Annotated in this window: 11 protein-coding genes; 7 read left to right on the top strand and 4 right to left on the bottom strand. The window is 41.1% G+C overall.

What is annotated here, in order from left to right; genetic code table 11:
• Positions 1–196: 196 nt before the first annotated feature.
• Positions 197–3649, top strand: a complete 3453-nt coding sequence (gene pelA, locus MUN88_RS00495) for a pectate lyase (RefSeq protein ID WP_244719570.1) — start codon at positions 197–199, stop codon at positions 3647–3649.
• A gap of 139 nt (positions 3650–3788) precedes the next feature.
• A complete protein-coding gene (locus MUN88_RS00490; protein ID WP_244719567.1) occupies positions 3789–9419 on the top strand; it encodes a pectinesterase family protein in 5631 nt (1876 codons plus the stop codon).
• Between the two features lie 296 nt (positions 9420–9715).
• Here the strand turns inward: MUN88_RS00490 and MUN88_RS00485 are convergent, their stop codons facing one another.
• Together MUN88_RS00485 and MUN88_RS00480 are read right to left on the bottom strand one after the other, a co-directional pair.
• Positions 9716–11080 carry an MATE family efflux transporter gene (locus tag MUN88_RS00485; RefSeq protein WP_244719563.1) on the bottom strand — a complete coding sequence of 455 codons (1365 nt, stop codon included), beginning with the start codon at positions 11078–11080 and terminating at the stop codon, positions 9716–9718.
• A gap of 62 nt (positions 11081–11142) precedes the next feature.
• Positions 11143–11988, bottom strand: coding sequence for a MerR family transcriptional regulator (locus tag MUN88_RS00480; protein ID WP_244719561.1), 846 nt, complete (start codon positions 11986–11988; stop codon positions 11143–11145).
• Positions 11989–12181: 193 nt separating this feature from the next.
• Between MUN88_RS00480 and MUN88_RS00475 the strand changes: the two genes are divergently transcribed.
• Positions 12182–12883: a deoxynucleoside kinase gene (locus MUN88_RS00475; protein WP_244719558.1), complete on the top strand. Its 702-nt coding sequence runs from the start codon at positions 12182–12184 to the stop codon at positions 12881–12883.
• Positions 12884–13203: 320 nt separating this feature from the next.
• Here the strand turns inward: MUN88_RS00475 and MUN88_RS21755 are convergent, their stop codons facing one another.
• Complete coding sequence (locus tag MUN88_RS21755; RefSeq protein ID WP_369809923.1) at positions 13204–13650, bottom strand: MFS transporter; 447 nt, start codon at positions 13648–13650, stop codon at positions 13204–13206.
• Positions 13589–13948: an MFS transporter gene (locus MUN88_RS00470; RefSeq protein WP_244719555.1), complete on the bottom strand. Its 360-nt coding sequence runs from the start codon at positions 13946–13948 to the stop codon at positions 13589–13591. Before MUN88_RS00470 ends, MUN88_RS21755 begins: the two co-directional genes overlap by 62 nt.
• Positions 13949–14294: 346 nt before the next feature.
• Between MUN88_RS00470 and dhbA the strand changes: the two genes are divergently transcribed.
• The 4 genes from dhbA to MUN88_RS00450 are packed head-to-tail and all read left to right on the top strand — an operon-like array spanning position 14295 to position 18821.
• Entirely contained in the window at positions 14295–15065 is a 771-nt protein-coding gene (dhbA, locus tag MUN88_RS00465) for a 2,3-dihydro-2,3-dihydroxybenzoate dehydrogenase (RefSeq protein WP_244719552.1), read from the top strand.
• 30 nt (positions 15066–15095) lie between these two features.
• On the top strand, positions 15096–16283 hold the full coding sequence (dhbC, locus tag MUN88_RS00460) for an isochorismate synthase DhbC (protein WP_244719550.1): 1188 nt from the start codon (positions 15096–15098) through the stop codon (positions 16281–16283).
• A gap of 12 nt (positions 16284–16295) precedes the next feature.
• On the top strand, positions 16296–17909 hold the full coding sequence (locus MUN88_RS00455) for a (2,3-dihydroxybenzoyl)adenylate synthase (RefSeq protein ID WP_244719547.1): 1614 nt from the start codon (positions 16296–16298) through the stop codon (positions 17907–17909).
• Positions 17910–17930: 21 nt separating this feature from the next.
• On the top strand, positions 17931–18821 hold the full coding sequence (locus tag MUN88_RS00450) for an isochorismatase (RefSeq protein ID WP_244719542.1): 891 nt from the start codon (positions 17931–17933) through the stop codon (positions 18819–18821).
• Positions 18822–18834: the final 13 nt, after the last annotated feature.

The following is an 18834-nucleotide window of genomic DNA, read 5'->3' as shown; positions in this document are numbered from 1 at the left end:
TGTTTGATATAAAAAAATGTAATCTAATCATTGATAGAATGAAAGTAATAACAGGAGGTGAAAAAGCCATATGTAAAAATAGAATGTGTTTTGACACCAACTAGATCACCAGCTTCATTTTCCTCAGAATACTTCAAACAAAGAATCCCGCTTCTTAAATTAATTTCATTTTTATAAAAAAGGAGGTTACGTTTTAGTGAAGAAATTATTGATATCATTTTTAGTATTGCTTATTACCTTCACAACAATACCTATTGGCCCGTTGAAAGTATCGGGGGCAGCATCTACTAATGCGCCAACAGGACTCACGGCAAACGCGGGTGATGGGGAAGTAACATTGAGTTGGAATCGTTCTGTAGGCAGCGGCAAATCATTACTATACATAGGTAATGACATTCCAGCGGATCACAAGACCATTGCCCATTTAGAAACATTAGGGTTTAACAACATTGAACTGATACGAGCGGAAGACGCTGTAACATCAGATGCCGAGGGACATGACATTGTCTTTGTTGGCGAATCAGGTGGCTCTGCAGATATTGGTCAGAAATTTATGAACGTAAAAATTCCCGTTATTTATGCAAAAGGATGGGTCGTAGATGATGTGCATTTAAGTAGTGCTGCATCCGGCGATTCAGGTGATATTGACGGACAAACTTCTATTTCCATTCAAAATAGCGATCATCCATTGGCAGCAGGATTTACAGATACAGTGGAGATTTATGATCAGGCAGGGAAAGTCAATTTTGGTACTCCAGGTGAAGATGCTGAAGTGATCGCAACCGTTGCAGGAGATCAAGATAAGGCTACTATATTTGGATACGAAAAAAGTGACAAGCGTGTAAATGGTGACACCATTCCAGCTCGGCGTGTTTCCACTTTTTTATTTAAAGATCAAGAGGATTACATGACAGAAGCAGGTTGGAAGCTATTCGATGCATCTGTCAAATGGGCGCTTGATACAGACGAATCAGCAAAAACATTTACATTAAAACGAAGTGAAAAAGCAGGAGGACCATATGAGACAGTAGCATCTGGATTGGAAACTACTTCCTACACAGATAGTGAACTAGACAATGGCACTACTTATTATTATGTGCTTTCGCTAACATCAAATGAAGGTGAAAGTGATGTTTCTGAGGAGATTCATGCTACACCGGTAGAAGCATTAGAAGCTCCAACGGGCTTAGATGCTGCACCTGGGAACGGCGAAGTCACGCTTAATTGGGATGCGGTTGATGATGCAACTTCCTATGATGTGCTGCGAAGTGCAGTGGATCAATCAGATGCATATGAATTAATAGCAAACAATCTGACAGAGCCAACCTATTCCGATACCGATGTTACAAATGGAGAAGAGTATTTCTATGTAGTAACGGCTGGTAATGATGTCGCGACCAGTGTCCATTCACAATCAGTTGCTGTCACACCAGTAGATACAAGTCCAGTCATCGAACTAGATGAACTGCCTTCCTCTACAAATGAAAAAATGTATACGATTTCAGGATCCGTTGATCAACCGAGCACCGTCTCGATTAATGGTGAGCAAGTGGAAGTAGCTGATCTTACCTTTACCCATACACTGAAGCTTGCCAAAGTGGAAAATATCATTACCATCGAAGCTGTTAATGATGATGGAGAAGCGGCAGAACCAGTGGAACTAACTGTCACATATGAAACAGATGCACCAATCGTAACAATAGATGATACAGTCGGTGAGGATAAAGGGGGTTACTACCAAACCGTTTATAATCCATATCCGATTGCAGGTACGATGAATGAAGCTGGTACCGTATTGATTAATGGGAAAGAAGTTGAAGTAAAAGAAGATCTTTCATTCGAGACGGACTTGAAGCTTACCCAAGGTGAAAAAAACACCATTACGATTGTAGGTGTCGATAAGGCGGGAAATAGATCAGAAGAAATCCAATTAACGGTGTTACCTGACACAGAAACCGTAGCGCCAGGACCAATTAAAATTGTCAGCGCAGAAGTACTTGATCGACATTCTGTCAAAGTGACCTTTAATGGTAAGATTGCCAATTTTGATCCGAACGACCTTGAATTACTGGCGGCGACGGGGGAATGGGAGAGCTTAAATCCTGATCTTCAGGCGAATTTTACAATAGTCGATACTACTGTTGAAGAGAACGAAGCTGGTCAAACGGTAGTGATTTACGAGACCGAAGAAGCATTTGGATTAGATGGAACACTTGAAAGAGAAGTGAGTGAAGATCCTCATCATGTTCCATATTTAAAGGCTGATTATTATTCCGATAACCTGGAAGAATCAATTACTCAAGCAGATAACCTGTTAACATGGCAGATTGAGCATGGGGGATGGGATAAAAATAAATCAGATACATTATTCACTCGTCCTTGGGATGGTGAAGAACCACGGTCTGAATCGTATTCGTTTATTGAGGACATGGAAACAGGAACGATTGATAACAATGCAACCATTGATGAAATTTTATTCCTGGCATTGATGTACAAGGAAACCGGTTATGAAAGGTATAAAGAATCTGTTTTAAAAGGGATAGAATTCTTGCAAAACTTACAATATGAAACTGGTGGTTTTGCACAAGCCTATCCATTAAACGGAAGCTATCAGGATAATGTGACATTTAATGATAATGCGATGATTCGCACATTAAACGCGATGACGTTAATGGCAGAAAAAAAATATCCATTTAATTCAGATATTATCAGTGATGCTTTAGCGACAGACATCCAAGATTCTGTTGATCTGGCGACTGATTATCTAGTGAACGCACAGATCGAGGTAGATGGGGAACTGACGGCATGGGGGCAGCAGCATGACCCTTTTACGTATGAGCCAACAACAGGCAGAGCCTTCGAAATACCATCGATATCTGGCTTTGAGTCTGTCAGCATTGTGCAATATCTGATGGCATTACCAGATCAGACGCCAGCGGTACAGACAGCGATTGAAGGCGCATTGAATTGGTTTGATGAAGTAGAAGTAGAAGGCTACCGTTTTGAACGGTTTGATGAGAATGAACAATATTATTACGAGGATCCATCCAGTTCATATTGGTATCGACTCTATGAAATTGGTACGAATAAACCATTATTTACGCAGCGCAGTAACGAGCTGGTTACCCACGATATTATGGACCTGGACAAAGATAACAGATCAAGCTACATGTGGGCTGGTGATTTTGCTGCGGACTTATTGCAAGTAGCCAATACTACAGGTTACTTCGAAAATCGCGCCTATGTAGAAGTGGTAGGAGAGAATTCTACGAATATAGCAGGAGAGACATTAAAATCAAATGCATTACATCGAATTGAAGGACAATCAGAGTCGGTAGATCCTGATCCAGATGATGGTGAGGATGAAAATGAGAACACCGATGGAGAAGACAATGAAAATACAACAGACACTGACGGAAATGAAGAAGTAAATGATGATTCTTCTGATGAGAACGATAAAGAAGAAACGAACGAGAACACAGAAGAAAAAGAAAACACTGCAAACATGGAAGAATCTGAAGGACAGTCCCTTCCTGATACAGCTACCAATATGTATAACTGGTTAATGATGGGCGGCGTTATTGTACTAGTTGGAGCTGGTATTTTCATCTATCAACGGAAAAAAACAAAATCCGTTAAGAATGATTAAATCAATCAGAAAAAGTCAGTTTAGTGCTGACTTTTTCTGTATAACCATATCTTCTTTGTTTGTTGGTTAGATGAACTTATTAGACGAGACGACCAAGCCATCCATACAAGTTTTGGTCAAAAAAAAGGAGGATTACTGCATGAAAAAAGGATTAATCATCTTACTTATTCTTTTGCTTGTACTTCCATCGATGCCAGTGCAAATGACTGCCGAGACAACTAAAGACGAGAAGAGTGAAAAACAATTAACACCAGCTTTTCCAGGAGCTGAAGGCGGTGGGAAATATACGACTGGTGGTCGAGGTGGAGATGTGTATTATGTGACGAATTTAAATGATTCCGGACCAGGTTCTTTACGTGAAGGTGTTTCACGTGATAATACCACGATTATCTTTCAAGTTGGTGGAACAATCGAATTGGAGTCCACGTTAAAACTGACTGGGGAAAATCTAACGATCGCAGGGCAAACAGCTCCAGGAGAAGGGATTAGTTTAGTTGGCCATAATGTAACAATCGAAGCAGATAATATTATCGTTCGCTATTTGAGATTTCGCCTTGGTGATAAGAATCTCACCGAAGCAGATGCGTTAAGTGGCCGTTACCATGAAAATATCATGATTGATCACAGTTCTTTTAGCTGGTCGGTGGATGAAGTGCTTTCTCTATATGCAAACCTCCATACGACCGTGCAATACTCGATTATATCGGAAAGTATGTTAATGACAGCACACCATAAGGGGCGCCACGGTTATGGCGGAATCCAGGGTGGTTATAATGCTTCCTTTCATCACAACCTTTTTGCACATAATTTTAGCCGTAATCCACGCTTTCCAGGTACTGAGCCAGCACTACCAGATGGACTGGTTGACCATGTTGATTTTCAAAATAACGTGATTTATAACTGGGGCTTATTTTCTTCCTATGGTGGCGAGAATGGACAAAATAATATCGCTGATAACTATTACAAACCTGGTGTCAATACCTATGACAGTTCCCGAGAATTAATATTTGCTGATATGGATCCGCGAAGTAATTGGTTCTTGAGCGGAAATTATATGGATGGGTCTCCTGAAGTGACAGCGGATAACTGGAAAGGAGTACGGTCGTATACGGATGTCAATGTCTCCGATTCACCAAAAGAAATGGAAAACCCTTTACCAGACCAAAGTGCAACGGACGCCTTTCAGGATGTATTAGCAAACAGTGGTGCAATATTGCCGCGTCGTGATGCGATTGATGCAAGAATCGTTAATGAAGTGGAGAATGGAACAGGACATTTCATTAATTCACAACAAGAAGTCGGTGGTTATCCCGATTTTGCGGAAGTGGAATCAGATATTGCAGATGAGGATCAAGATGGTATGCCAGATCAATGGGAGGCAGATCATGGTCTGGATTCAACAGATCCGGCTGATCGAAATGATGATACAGATGGAGATGGGTATACGAATCTAGAAGAATATTTAAATACGATTGCAGCAAATGGGTCAGCGAATCCAACTGTATCTATTCAATCACCAGCAATGAATGATATCCATGAAACTGGATCAGATATCACGATAGAAGCGAATGCATCTGATAGCGATGGTGCAGTGGAAAAGGTCGTCTTCTATCAAGGAAGTGAGAAGCTTGGCGAAGACAGCTCTGCTCCATATACGTATCAGTGGAGTGACGTGCCTGAAGGCACACACCATCTTACTGCAAAAGCGATCGATGACACAGGTACTTCGACAGACTCTAGTAATGTTGTCATTCATGTCAATACCGAGGAAGATATATCTCCATGGGCAAGTACGGATATTGGAAATCCGGGAATTGCTGGCCATACGGAAATCGATGGAGAAGAAATCATCGTTAAATCGAGCGGGGATGTGGCAGGAGCAACGGATCATTTCCATTATGCTTATCAGGAGTTAACAGGAAATGGTGAAATAGTTGCAAAAGTGGAAGAGATAACAGGTACAGACAATGAAGCAGAAGCTGGTGTGATGATAAGAGAAGACTTAAAAGAATCCTCTCCAATGGTAACGACAGCGATATCCTATGTGAAAGGTGGAAAGGCTGCGAAAACATTCACCCGTTCAGAAAATGGCGCAGAACTAAATGCTGCAACAAGCGATGCTGCAGTAGATACACCATATTGGGTAAGAATCACTCGAATCGGCGATCAGTTCACAAGCTCGATATCAGCTGATGGTGAATCATGGACGAAGCTTGGAACGGAAACATTGTCATTAGATGACACAATCTACTTTGGCTTAATGGCAGATGCAGCTAAGCCGAATGATCATTTTGAGAAATTGAACAGATCCCTATTTTCCAATGTGTCACTTCAAGAATTATCAAGTGAAATTCCGGATACACCAAAAAATGTCGAAGCGAATGCCGGTGATAAACAAGTGACTCTGAGCTGGGATCAAGTTGATGGTGCTGCCAGTTATAAGGTGAAGCAATCGACAGTTCCAGGTGGTCCTTATCAAGTAGTGGAGGAAAACGAAGACACTAATTACACGGTGTCAGACCTCACGGCAGGCAAAACATATTACTTTGTGATCAGTGCGAAGAACGAAGATGGCGAGAGTTTTCCTTCAACGGAAGTAAGTGCTGTTCCAAGAGGGGATCCTGAGACAATTTATTATATAGATGATGATTTTGAAGAACAAACAGTAAATGAGGCACCAGCAGATTATACCGTTGGCCCGGTTCCTCAAGTCGATATTAACCGAACCATCGTAGCAGAGGTTCCGAAAGATTCAGACGGAAACAACTCAGAAAAAGCAGTGAAACTTCATGATGAAGGTGGAACAAACGTAACATTTGCCAAAAACTTTGCTCCGCAAAAAGGTACAGTCGTTGTGGAGATGGACTTTATGCAGCCGAGTATGGCAGGTACATCACGATTCTTCAGCTTGCAAAATGAAGAGGGAGATAAAACCGCTGTTTCGCTGGAATTGCGCAAGCCGGCAGGTGAAGAGGAATATACCTTTGTGTATTCCAAGAGTGGTGCTTATACGAAACTGACGGATCGACCGGAAGATAACGCGTGGTACCATTTTAAAATGGTTGCAAATGCCGTAACTTCAACGACCGATATTTATATTGATGATCAACTGGTAGCAGAGGATGTAGCCTTTTCCGATGATCTATCGGAGGAAGGAATTGCCCGGATTGCATCGGCAACACCTGGAAGTGGTGGTGGACACATTTATTTTGACAATATCCAGGTTTTTGTTGAACCGGTGGAGGCGCCAGAAGGATTGGACGCCATTGTAGGGGATACAAAGGTACAATTGAATTGGCAAGCGACCGAGGGGGCTACTTCTTATAATGTCAAACGAAGTGAAACAAGTGGTGGAGACTATACGATGGTAGCAGAAGACGTTACTGATACTTCGTTTACAGATTCTGAACTGATTAATGGGAGATCGTATTATTACGTTATTTCCAGTAATAGTGAGAATGGGGAGAGTCCTAATTCAGAGGAAATAGAAGTGACACCAACAGCGAATCCGGAAGTTCCTCCTGCACCAGAACATGTTACAGTAAAGGCGAGAAACACACAGGTAAACATTAGCTGGGAAGCGGTAGAACATGCCACTTCTTATGTAATTAAGCGTGCGACTAATCAGGCAGGTCCGTATGAGATTGTTGCTGAGGATTATACCGAAACTTTCTACACGGATAGTGGATTAACGAATGGTACGACCTACTATTATGTGATTGCGGCGAAACACGTGGGAGGGGAAAGTTTGAATTCTGAACAACAGGAAGTAACCCCTGTTGCGGCACTAACAACGCCTGCTGAGCTAAAAGCGGAGGCTGGAAATGAAGAGATAACACTCAACTGGGAAGCTGTAGAAGGTGCGACAGAATATGAAGTAAAGCGTGCGGAAAACAGTGGTGGCCCTTTTGAGAAGGTTGCGAATGTGTCTGATCCATCCTATACGGATCAAGCTCTTCTTAATGGAAAACCGTATTACTATATAGTTACAGCTAAAAATGGAGATACAGTGAGTTTAACGAGTCAAGTGGTAGTCAATAAACCAAAAGCAGATGATGGAAAACCATCGACGCCTACCGGAATTGAAATAAGTAATCCGGATGATGGTAAACTTCGATTATCATGGCAAGCTGTGGAAGATGCTGATGCATATGTGGTAAAACGTCGAGAGAGTGTCGATGAACCGTTTGAAACAATAGCAGATAATGTCACAGAGCCAGTTTTTATCGATGAAGATCTGACCACAGGTACCGATTATTACTATCTCGTTCATGCTGTTAATGATGAAGGGCAAGGATACTCATCCGAACAACTAAAGGGTACTGCAGCAGAAGTAATGACGGTGGCGAAAGAGGGCTCTGGAGACTATGAAACCGTGCAGGCAGCTATCGATGCGGTTCCAGATAATAATGAAACAAGAACTGTCATTAATATAAAGAGTGGCGAGTATCGTGAGAAGATTGTTATTTCCAGAGAGAAATCCAACATTAGTCTAATCGGTAAAGGCGATCAACCGGAAGATACGGTGTTAATATATGATGACAATGCCAAAACGATCGGCCCCGATGGTAATGAAATTGGGACTTCTGATAGTTACAGTATGCTTGCACAAAGTGATGATTTTGTCGCAGAAAACTTAACTATTGAAAATGATTCTGGTAACGACACGTCACAAGCATTAGCACTTTCAGCGAGAGGAGATCGTCAAGTGTATCGAAATGTAAGATTGATCGGTTGGCAGGATACACTTTTAGCAACAGAAGATGTAAGACAATATTATGTAGACAGTTATATTTCTGGTGATGTTGATTTTATCTTCGGGGATGCCACTGCTGTTTTTGATCAAACTGTCATTCATAGCAGAGACTCTGGTTATGTGACAGCCGCATCAACACAGGAAGGCAAAACCGGTTATATCTTCTATAATAGTAAACTAACAGCAGCAGAAGGACTTGAGGGTGAAGTAGAGCTTGGCAGACCGTGGCGACCATATTCCAATGTTGCCTATATCAATACTTGGATGGATGATCATATTAAGCCGAATGGCTGGAACAATTGGGGAGATCCGGCAAATGAAGAGACTGCGAGATATTCGGAATTTGCTAACAGTGGCCCAGGTGGAGATCCACAAGCACGATATTCATGGTCTAAACAGCTGACTGCAGAAGAGGCGGCTGCTTATACCCCAGAAAAAGTGTTGGCAGGTGAAGATAATTGGAATCCGGTAGATCGTAAGACGCTTTTAAATAGTAATGCAGGATTGACTGGTATCTCAATAGATGGAGAAGCTTTGACAGCATTTGATCCGTCTGAATCAGAATATGAGGTGACATTATCTGATGGAACAACGGCCATTCCGACTGTAACAGCTGATGCAGCAAGTGAACAAAGCAGTGTCAGCATTACAGAAGCAGCGGATATGTCAGAACAAACCGTGATTGAAGTAGTAGCCGAGGACGGTATTACGCAAACCTATCGATTATCGTTTGTTACTGGCGAAGAAGAGGATAATGATGCAGATGATACGACTGATGAAAATACAGATGAATCCATTGAGGACGTGGAAATCGGATCTGATGGTGACAAAAATAACGATGATGCCGAAGACTCATCCTCAAATGAAGAAGATGTGATTTCAAGCACTGACACTGATCAAAACGAAGAAGAAGAGTTACCAAATACATTTAATGGATATTTTAATCTTCTGTTAACAGGCTTGCTTCTTCTAATTGCCGGAAGTGCTTTAGTGACGATTAGAAGAAGACAGTAAAGACGTACAGGACCGTTCTTTCGGCCAATGTGAGCATGAAGAGGAGCGGAGTTATCCGATAGAAGCGTTCAAACGGACAATATGAGTTGAAAAGGAGCGAAATTGTCCTAAGCATTCTTCTATCGCCCATAATACGCACATGAAAAGATGGAATGTTTTAACAATCCTATTGAGCAAAAGGAATTTTAGAATCTAGCCGTATCGTTTAAACATAAGAGAAAGCTGCTAAGCGGTCCTCTTTACTAAGTAAGAAACTAGCCGAACATAACACGACATTATCGTGTTATGTTCGGCTGTTATTGTGACGAGAATGCTTTTGTTCCAGTTTTAGTTCGTTTGTTGATCACATGCTTCCTGGCAAAACAGATAATCAACAAAGCCACGATCATCTCTGCAACCGGTAAAGCCAACCAGACACCTGCAACTCCTAATATTTTCGGCAGAAGCCATAAAAGTAGTATAAGGATAACGAAGCCTCTCAATAGCGCGATTGTCACCGATGCTCTGATTTGACCAATTGATTGAAAGTAGGTCATATAAACAAAATTGAAACCAATGAACAGATAGCCAATGAAAAACAATCTGATTCCCTGGACAGCCAATGTGCGTACTTCATCTGATTCCAGTCCAAAGAATGAAACGAGCACCGGTGCAGCAAATAAACCGATGATGAGAAGCATGCCTCCAAGCGTGAAAGCTGTTTTTTCTCCGATCCTCAAACTTTCCTGTATATGAGATTTTTCTTTTGCGCCATGGTAATAACTGATCATTGGCTGCAGAGCTAATTCAATACCGAAAAATGACAAGTACATAAAGCCATGTAAATAGTTTATCACTGAAAATGCCGCCACACCTGTTGTGCCTAATAAATGGACGATGGCTAAATTATAACCCGCTACAAAAACCAGCGTGCCAGCTTCTGCAAGAAAACTCGGAAATCCAACTGTAAATATACGACCAAGCAAGCGCCATGACCACCATTGGAAGGAAATTTTCAGCAAGGTGGTAGCTTTCAAAAAGTGAAGGCACAGAATGAGTAAGCCGACAACGCTAGCTAATACAGTAGCGAGAGCAGCGCCAAAAACTGCTAGATCTAATACAAAAATCATCACGTAATTCAACAGGATATTTACTAAGGCAGTCATGCCAAGCGCGATCATGGATAATTTTGGACTGCCATCATTTCTTACAAAAATACTAATCAGCTCCTGAAGAGCAATCAGCCACCCGAATAAAAACAGAATAGTTAAATAGTCAACGGTATAAGATAAGGTGTCATGATTAGCTCCGAGGAGAATCGCAATTTTTTCAACGTTCAAGTATCCGATCAAACCAATAAAAAATAGCAGTACCAATGTACTGATTACTGCAAGTGAAAAAATGCTGCTTGCTTTATCATTTGCTTCGCTGCCGATGTTTATCGAGTACATGGTACCTGCACCGATACCGATCCAAAGTGCGATTGAAAATAATAGTGAGAATACCGGCATTGCTAGGTTTACCCCTGCAATTCCTGCTGAACCGACACCGTTACCAACGAATATTCCGTCGATTAAAATATTTGCTGACATCAGCATCATACCCAATATCGATGGAAAGAAATAAGCGAAAAAAACCTTTTTCACAGGTTTATGTTTTAAATGAGAGTGTGTATTGTTCATGTAGCATACCTCCTGCTTTTTTCGTCACAAGAGGTAGTATAAAGCTTCAAGTAACTTGAAGGTCAAGTCGCTTTGCTTATTGGAATTTGTATCCAAGTAACATATGATTTTTCATCTTGGATGATCGATTCATCAAGCATGATAATTTCGAGTGGATCACCCGTGATGTGATAGTCGCTTTTTTCTAGTTCTGCTAATACGTATAAATAAGTAGTCTTAATCGTCTCATACGGTCCGCAGTGGGGATAGCATGCATATGTACCTTCGTCAAGTTTAGACAGTTTTATCCGGTGTCCGTACTTATCATTAGGGAGCACTTCAAAAACTGCGCGATACTTAACTTCTTTGTCATGATACAGACTTTGTAAGTCAACAATGTTACCAAAATCACCAGTAAAATAGCCTTCATATCCTATGCCAGATGTAGAAATCTCTTCTAAATCCCTTATATACAGTGAATTAAAATCTTCTTGTAAATTGATCGGTGAATCATTATAGATAAAAGATATCGTTCTTGATGGGAACCACTTGAATTCTAAAATAGGATTAGCGCTTAGAGAAAGCCCGGTATTAATGGTAGAAATCTTATTGTTTATTTTTGCGTATACCTGATTTAACCGTTCCATTTCTTTCTCGACTTCTTCAAGTTTATTTTCTAATAAGCTTTTCATATTTTCAGGCTTTCTTTGTTTCAAATGCTGTTTTATATCTTTGATAGAAAAACCTTGATTTTTTAAAAAGATGATGGTGTCCAATACGATGAATTGATCGACGGAGTAATAGCGGTACATACTGTCTGGATCTTTATGTTTCGGTTGAAAAATACCGATCTCATCATAATATCGAAGAGTAGAAGTGGGTAACTGAAATAATTTCGCAAGTTCACCAATAAGGAAATGATTTTTCATTTTTTACCTCCATAGACTATCATTGACCAGGATTTAAGCGTTTATTTAGTATAACATACAGAGTTCACGACATTGTAAAATGAAAATTCGAATGGATATAGTAAAATAGATTAATTTTCCGTATAATGAATCAAGTGTAAACAGAACACAGCAAACCCGATAATCCAACGCAATCTGAAGGAGTGATAACAGGTTGAGACAACAAGACAAGGGTTTTTATCAAGAATGTCTGAAAGGACTAAAAGACAACATTGAAGGAGAGATATGGAACATGATTACAATAGATGGTGTAGTAGGGGTTGGAAAAAGTACGTTAATGGATATCGTTGTAAATGAATTTGGCTATACGCCATTTGAAGAACCGGTAGTAAACAATCCAATCTTGGATAAGTTTTATTATGACCGCGAGCGCTACAGCTTCCCACTGCAAGTATTCTTTTTGAATGAACGATTCCGTCATATAAAAAATGCGAGCCAATTGAACAAAGCAGTACTGGATCGCAGTATTTATGGTGATGTCATTTTTGCCAAAATGTTGAAGGATTCTGGTGATATGTCGGTTGAAGAGTTTAACATATATAAAGATTTGTTTGGAAATATGATTGAACACTGTCAGCCGCCTGCCTTAATGATTTATTTGGAAGCTTCCACAGACGAAGCCGTTCGTCGTATCACAAAGCGTGGCAGACAATATGAACTGGATACAGAGATTGCTTATTGGGAGCGGCTAAATCAAGAATATCGTCATTATTTTGATGAGTATAATATCTCTCCGATTCTTAAGATAAATGTCGATGATTTGGATTTTGAAAATAACCCAGCCGATCGAGAAGCTGTCGTGGAAATGATCCGTCAAGAGCTTGTAAAGTTGGAGTTAGTAGAGACTTTGAACTAATAACATCATTTCTATCCAGCAAAACCATTGTCTATCTATTGGCAATGGTTTTTTCTATCTGAATCGGAAGTATAAATGGGTGCTTATAATTCGGGATATGTAAAAACTGGCTATGGGGTAATTTTGAAATGTTTCATGTGCTGGGATACCGATCCGGCCAACCATTTCGCGTCCTGCGGGGCATATTTTCGGCGCTTTGTTAAGCATATAAATTTTTTCAAAATTACCACTTTGTCATTTACATAATTCGTATTATAGGAAGGTTGTAACCCCCCAATCAGAAAAATTGAAAATGACATGCTTCGCTATTCCCTCTCATCTCATCCAAGTAATATCCCAACTTCCCAAACCCATGTGTTAAAAAATACGGTAATAAACGTAAATAGGAATAGCCGTCTTATCGTAAGGTGTGATGTTGCCCAATAAGCAAATTCAGCTATGGAATGAAACAAATTGTTAACCGTTTTGTTCCCGAATTCGGGGGGATGTTCGGTTATTGGAATCCTAGAAATGCACCACGCACTCACTGCATAGGTGATCGTATCAATGGTAAAGAAATGAATTGTCCCATAATGATTCAATATCCACACAGACAAAAAGGGACTTAAGACCTTAATTCCTCTTGAGAGTATATCATTTATGCTGTTTACGATATTTCTGTCATCCTCTGGAGTAATAGCAGGCAGAACTGTCCTGTGCGTGGGATTAAAGAAACAACCTATACTCTGAATAAGAAAACTGACGATGAGTAAGTAATAGAAGGACATTAGATCCAAATAGTAGAAGCATACAACGGACAAGACCAATGGGACCCGCACTAAAATCAAGTATGATTAATAATTTTTTCTTATTTGCCCAATCTGCCACAACACCGCCAATCAATCCAAATAGTAAATAGGGCACGGTTTCCGCAATCGCCATGACGGTTGTCAGAGAATTCAACTTCGTGAGATCGTATGCCAAAAATAAAAAAGCCATACCTGATAACACATCCCCAAACTTGGAGATACCACTACCACGCGGATAGAAACGTATATGTTTATTTCTCCAAACTTTTCTGAACATGTAAGTTCACCTCACCTACAACTATAAAGATTATCATCAAGACTTTCTTCCTGAATATTGTTACTAATCAGCGCAATATTCTACTAAAAATAGTACATCTGGTCTTCGTCTCGTCATCACAAATCCTGTTGAGTGTACAGTAAGTCCTTGTAGTAGTAGTTATTTATCAGGGAGCAATGTGTAAAGAGTTATATATACCATTTTATGTAAATTACTTAGTTAATTTATTTCAAATAATGGAAAAAGGGTTGCGCTTTTCATTGAGAATGGTTATCATTTAAACAGACATCACCGATAATGATAATCGTTATCAATTGTGTGTGTAATTATTGGAAAGGAGGATGACATGCAATTACAAGATATAGCAGGCAAAACAGTTATTGTTACAGGTGCTGCAGGCGGAATTGGCCGTGTTGTAGTTGAATCATTTGTACAACAAGGAGCACATGTAGCTGCTGTCGATTGTCAGAGCAAAGTCATGGAAAGATTTCAGCAAAAACCGCAAGTCACGCCATTTTGCGTAGATATTTCAGATGTTGATGCTGTGGAGGAGTTAGTGGAAACCGTCGAAAACAGGATAGGTGCTATCGATATTCTCGCGAATGTTGCAGGAGTACTTCATTTAGCGGAAGTGGATGCATTGACACAAGAGGATTGGGAGCAAACTTTTGAAGTTAATGCGACATCACTTTTTATTGTCACGAAAGCTATAAGTCGACGTATGAAATCTAGGGAGCAAGGATCCATTGTAGTTGTTAGCTCGAATGCAGGACGAATGCCTAGAATGTCAATGGCGGCTTATGCAGCATCGAAAGCAGCTGCCACCATGTATACAAAGTGCTTAGGGCTCGAACTTGCGTCATACAACATTCGCTGCAATGTCGTATCACCAGGATCTACCGAAACAGATATGCTACGACAACTGTGGACGGATGCGAATGGAGCAGAGCAATCGATTAAAGGTACACAGGAGGCATATCGTCTCGGTATTCCACTTCAGAAATTGGGACAAGCCCAAGACGTTGCCGATACTATTCTTTTCTTGGCATCAGACTGCTCAGGACATATGACGATGGAGGATATATGTGTCGATGGTGGTGCAACCCTTGGTGTTTAGTAGAAAAATCAAAAAGGAGGTCTTCAGCCAATGATGCTTACCGATGTTTTAAAGCAAACTGGTAACGAGTTAATGAACAAATACGAAGTGGGAGATTACTTTCTTGCCTCGCCAAATCAAACGTTAAAAGGTAGTGGAGTATTTGCTAGAGTCGAATGGAGTATCGGTGATACTAAGTATCCGACGCTAGCCGAATCGGTTCAATCTGCTATTTCCGAGGCGAAAGAAGCAGGTCATACACACCCTATCGTAATAGGTGCAGTACCCTTTGATAAAAAGAACCCAGCCCAATTGGTCGTCCCGGAAGAAGTTGAAATAGCAGGACCAATAGAACATCATGAGGTGAAGGAGCATAACAATCTTCAAGCTTCGTATACACTCGAGCCTGTGCCAATACCAGAGGATTACGAACGAGGTATAAATGATGGTTTAGATCGGATTAAAAAAGGTGATATGGAGAAGCTTGTTTTATCACGTTCCTTACGAATGACATCGGATCAACCGATTCAAGTCGAATCTATCCTATTCAATCTGGCACATCATAATCCAAGCGGCTATACATTTGCGCTTGATTTGCCAAAAGAAAATGATCGACCTCGAACATTGATTGGTGCAAGTCCGGAACTATTGGTTTCTAAGTCAGGATTTATGGTAATGGCCAATCCATTAGCCGGTTCTCGTCCTCGCAGTAATGATCCGGCGGAAGACCAACGACGTGCAGACGAACTGATTCAATCTGCTAAAGACCTTCATGAACATGCAGTGGTTGTTCGAGCCGTGAAAGAGTCGCTGGATCCTTTATGTGAAATGATTCATGTACCAGATAAACCATCCTTAATCAAAACAGAAACAATGTGGCACCTGTCCACTGAGGTGAAAGGGATTGTCAGAGATGAAAAAACATCATCTTTAGAATTAGCGACAGCTCTTCATCCGACACCTGCTGTTTGCGGTCATCCGACAGAAGCGGCACATGAGGCTATCCGCTATATTGAACCATTTGACCGCCAATATTTTACCGGTATGGTCGGCTGGTGCAATGAACGAGGTGACGGGGAATGGATTGTCACGATTCGTTGTGCCGAAGCAACCGATCACTCGATGCAGCTGTTTGCAGGAGCGGGTGTTGTTGCCGGATCGAAAGCAGAGGAAGAATTAGCCGAAACAGGTGCGAAAATGCAAACCATGCTACGTGCAATGGGAATTCATGATAACTAGGAGGGATTATTTGTGGAAGGTTGTCCGACATGGCCAGCGGAATTGGCAGCATATTATCGTGAACAAGGCTGCTGGAAAGGGGAAACATTTGATGAGATGTTACGAAACCGGGCAGAACAGAACGGTGATCGAATCGTCCTCTCCACACATGACGAACATATCAGCTATGCACAGCTGCAGGAGCGAGTGGAACGATTAGCGGTTGGCTTGCAGCAGCTTGGTATTGAAAAAGAAGATCGAGTCGTAGTGCAGCTGCCCAATCAGATAGCATTTTTTGAAGTGATTTTCGCTTTATTTAATCTAGGTGCTTTGCCAGTTTTTGCATTACCAACTCATCGCTATAGTGAAATACAGTATTTCTGTGAGTTTTCAGAAGCCAAAGCGTATATTGCAGCCGACAAGCATGCCGGTTACAATTACTTGCCGATGGCTCAAAGCGTAAAGGAAGAGGTGCCGACACTCCAGCATGTTATCGTTCATGGAGAGGTCGAACAGTTTATCAGTTTAACAGATTTATATAAAGACGCTCCTTTGGAAAAGCCAGATGTAAAATCGTCAGATGTTGCTTTTCTGCAGTTGTCTGGAGGAAGTACGGGGCGTTCGAAGCTGATTCCACGAACACATGATGATTATATGTACAGCTTGATAAAAAGTAACGAGGTTTGCGAACTGACAGAGGACAGTGTCTATCTCACTGTTTTACCTATTGCGCATAATTTTCCGTTAAGTTCGCCAGGTGTGTTGGGAACCATCTATGCAGGTGGAAGAATTGTTTTATCCAGTGGCTCAAGTCCGGATGAAGCATTTCCGCTCATTGAAAAGGAAAAAGTAACGATTACCGGAATGGTCCCACCTATTGCGTTGATTTGGCTTGAAGCAATTAAATCACGTTCATATGATTTTTCCAGTTTGCAAGTGATACAAGTCGGTGGGGCTAAATTCAGTGCGGAAAGTGCGAAACGAATACGACCTGCCTTCGGTTGTCAGCTGCAGCAAGTGTTTGGTATGGCAGAAGGTCTGGTCAATTACACACGCCTGGATGATCCGGAAGAAACGATTATTCATACACAGGGTCGACCGATGTCAGCCTATGATGAAATTCGTATCGTAGATGAAGAGGATCAGGAGGTTGCGATCGGTGAAGTAGGTGAACTGTTAACGAGAGGACCTTATACAATTCGTGGCTATTATAAAGCGGAACAGCATAATAAGAAATCATTTACAGATGATGGATTCTATCGAACAGGAGATCTTGTCAGACGTAATGGAGATGGAAGTATCACGGTCGAAGGAAGGGACAAGGATCAAATCAATCGCGGTGGTGAAAAAATTGCAGCAGAAGAAGTAGAAAATCATTTGCTCGCGCACCCAAACGTGTATGATGCAGCGATTGTCTCGATGCCCGATCATTTCTTAGGGGAACGTTCTTGTGCGTTCATCATACCGAAGGGAGAAAAACAAACCACGGCTGTCATCCGTTCCTTTTTGGAAGAACGAGGATTGGCTACATACAAGATTCCTGACCGAGTCGAATGGGTAGAATCCTTCCCGCAAACTGCCCTAGGAAAAGTGAGCAAAAAGCAATTAAGACAACAGATTTCGGATAAATTAGTGAAAGTAAAATAAACGAGAAAGGAAGTGTGGATAATGGGATTACCAACCATTCCATCTTATCAAATGCCATCAAAAGAAGATTTACCAGATAATTGTGTCTCATGGGAGGTGGATGCAGACCGAGCTGTCCTTCTGATTCATGATATGCAGCAGTATTTCCTGAATGCTTATGATCAGAAGCAATCGCCAATTCCTGAACTAGTTAATAACATCGAGAAGTTAAAAGAACAGTGTAAGGCACTTGGAATTCCGGTTGTTTATACTGCACAGCCAGGAGATCAGGATCCAAAAGACAGAGCTCTGCTGACAGACTTTTGGGGAGGTGGACTAACAGATGATGAATCAGTGACCAAAATTACCGATACCATCACACCAGATGAAGAGGACCTTGTGTTAACAAAATGGCGTTATAGTGCCTTTAAACGGACAAGCTTGCAATCATTTCTTGAAGCTACAGGTCGCGATCAGCTGGTTATCACTGGCGTTTATGCGCATATTGGCTGTTTAGTAACTGCCACAGAGGCATTCATGGAGGATGTTCAAAGCTTTCTGGTAGCTGATGCGATAGCGGATTTTTCTGTGGAAAAACACCATATGGCATTAAATTATGTAGCGACACGTTGTGGTGTCACAATCACTTTAGAGCAAGTATTACAAGCAATACAGCAAAAGCAAGACGACTTACAATTTACTTCTTTTGAAGGGTTGCGAAATAGAGTGGCAGAGTTATTGGACCAATCACCAGATGAGTTGAAAGGTCAGGAGAATCTCCTTGATGTCGGGCTTGATTCGATCCGATTGATGAGTGTCAGAGAAGAATTGCGACAAGAAGGAATCGATGTCGACTTTGTCACATTGGCGGAAAACCCAACATTGAATGATTGGTGGACCAAAATAATCAACTATCAAAAGCAAAGTGTCTAATTGGAAAGGGAGG

The organism is Gracilibacillus caseinilyticus (genome assembly GCF_022919115.1).
GTDB classification, from domain to species: domain Bacteria; phylum Bacillota; class Bacilli; order Bacillales; family Amphibacillaceae; genus Gracilibacillus; species Gracilibacillus caseinilyticus.
Note: the sequence above shows the minus strand (reverse complement) of the source record. Positions and strands in the feature narration are given on the sequence as shown.

Excerpts from the sequence above, each read along its gene's own strand:
- MUN88_RS00490 (WP_244719567.1), top strand. The coding sequence starts at position 3,789 with ATGAAAAAAGGATTAATCATCTTACTTATTCTTTTGCTTGTACTTCCA.
- MUN88_RS00485 (WP_244719563.1), bottom strand. The coding sequence starts at position 11,080 with ATGAACAATACACACTCTCATTTAAAACATAAACCTGTGAAAAAGGTT.
- MUN88_RS00480 (WP_244719561.1), bottom strand. The coding sequence starts at position 11,988 with ATGAAAAATCATTTCCTTATTGGTGAACTTGCGAAATTATTTCAGTTA.
- MUN88_RS21755 (WP_369809923.1), bottom strand. The coding sequence starts at position 13,650 with ATGTCCTTCTATTACTTACTCATCGTCAGTTTTCTTATTCAGAGTATA.
- MUN88_RS00470 (WP_244719555.1), bottom strand. The coding sequence starts at position 13,948 with ATGTTCAGAAAAGTTTGGAGAAATAAACATATACGTTTCTATCCGCGT.
- dhbA (WP_244719552.1), top strand. The coding sequence starts at position 14,295 with ATGCAATTACAAGATATAGCAGGCAAAACAGTTATTGTTACAGGTGCT.
- dhbC (WP_244719550.1), top strand. The coding sequence starts at position 15,096 with ATGATGCTTACCGATGTTTTAAAGCAAACTGGTAACGAGTTAATGAAC.
- MUN88_RS00450 (WP_244719542.1), top strand. The coding sequence starts at position 17,931 with ATGGGATTACCAACCATTCCATCTTATCAAATGCCATCAAAAGAAGAT.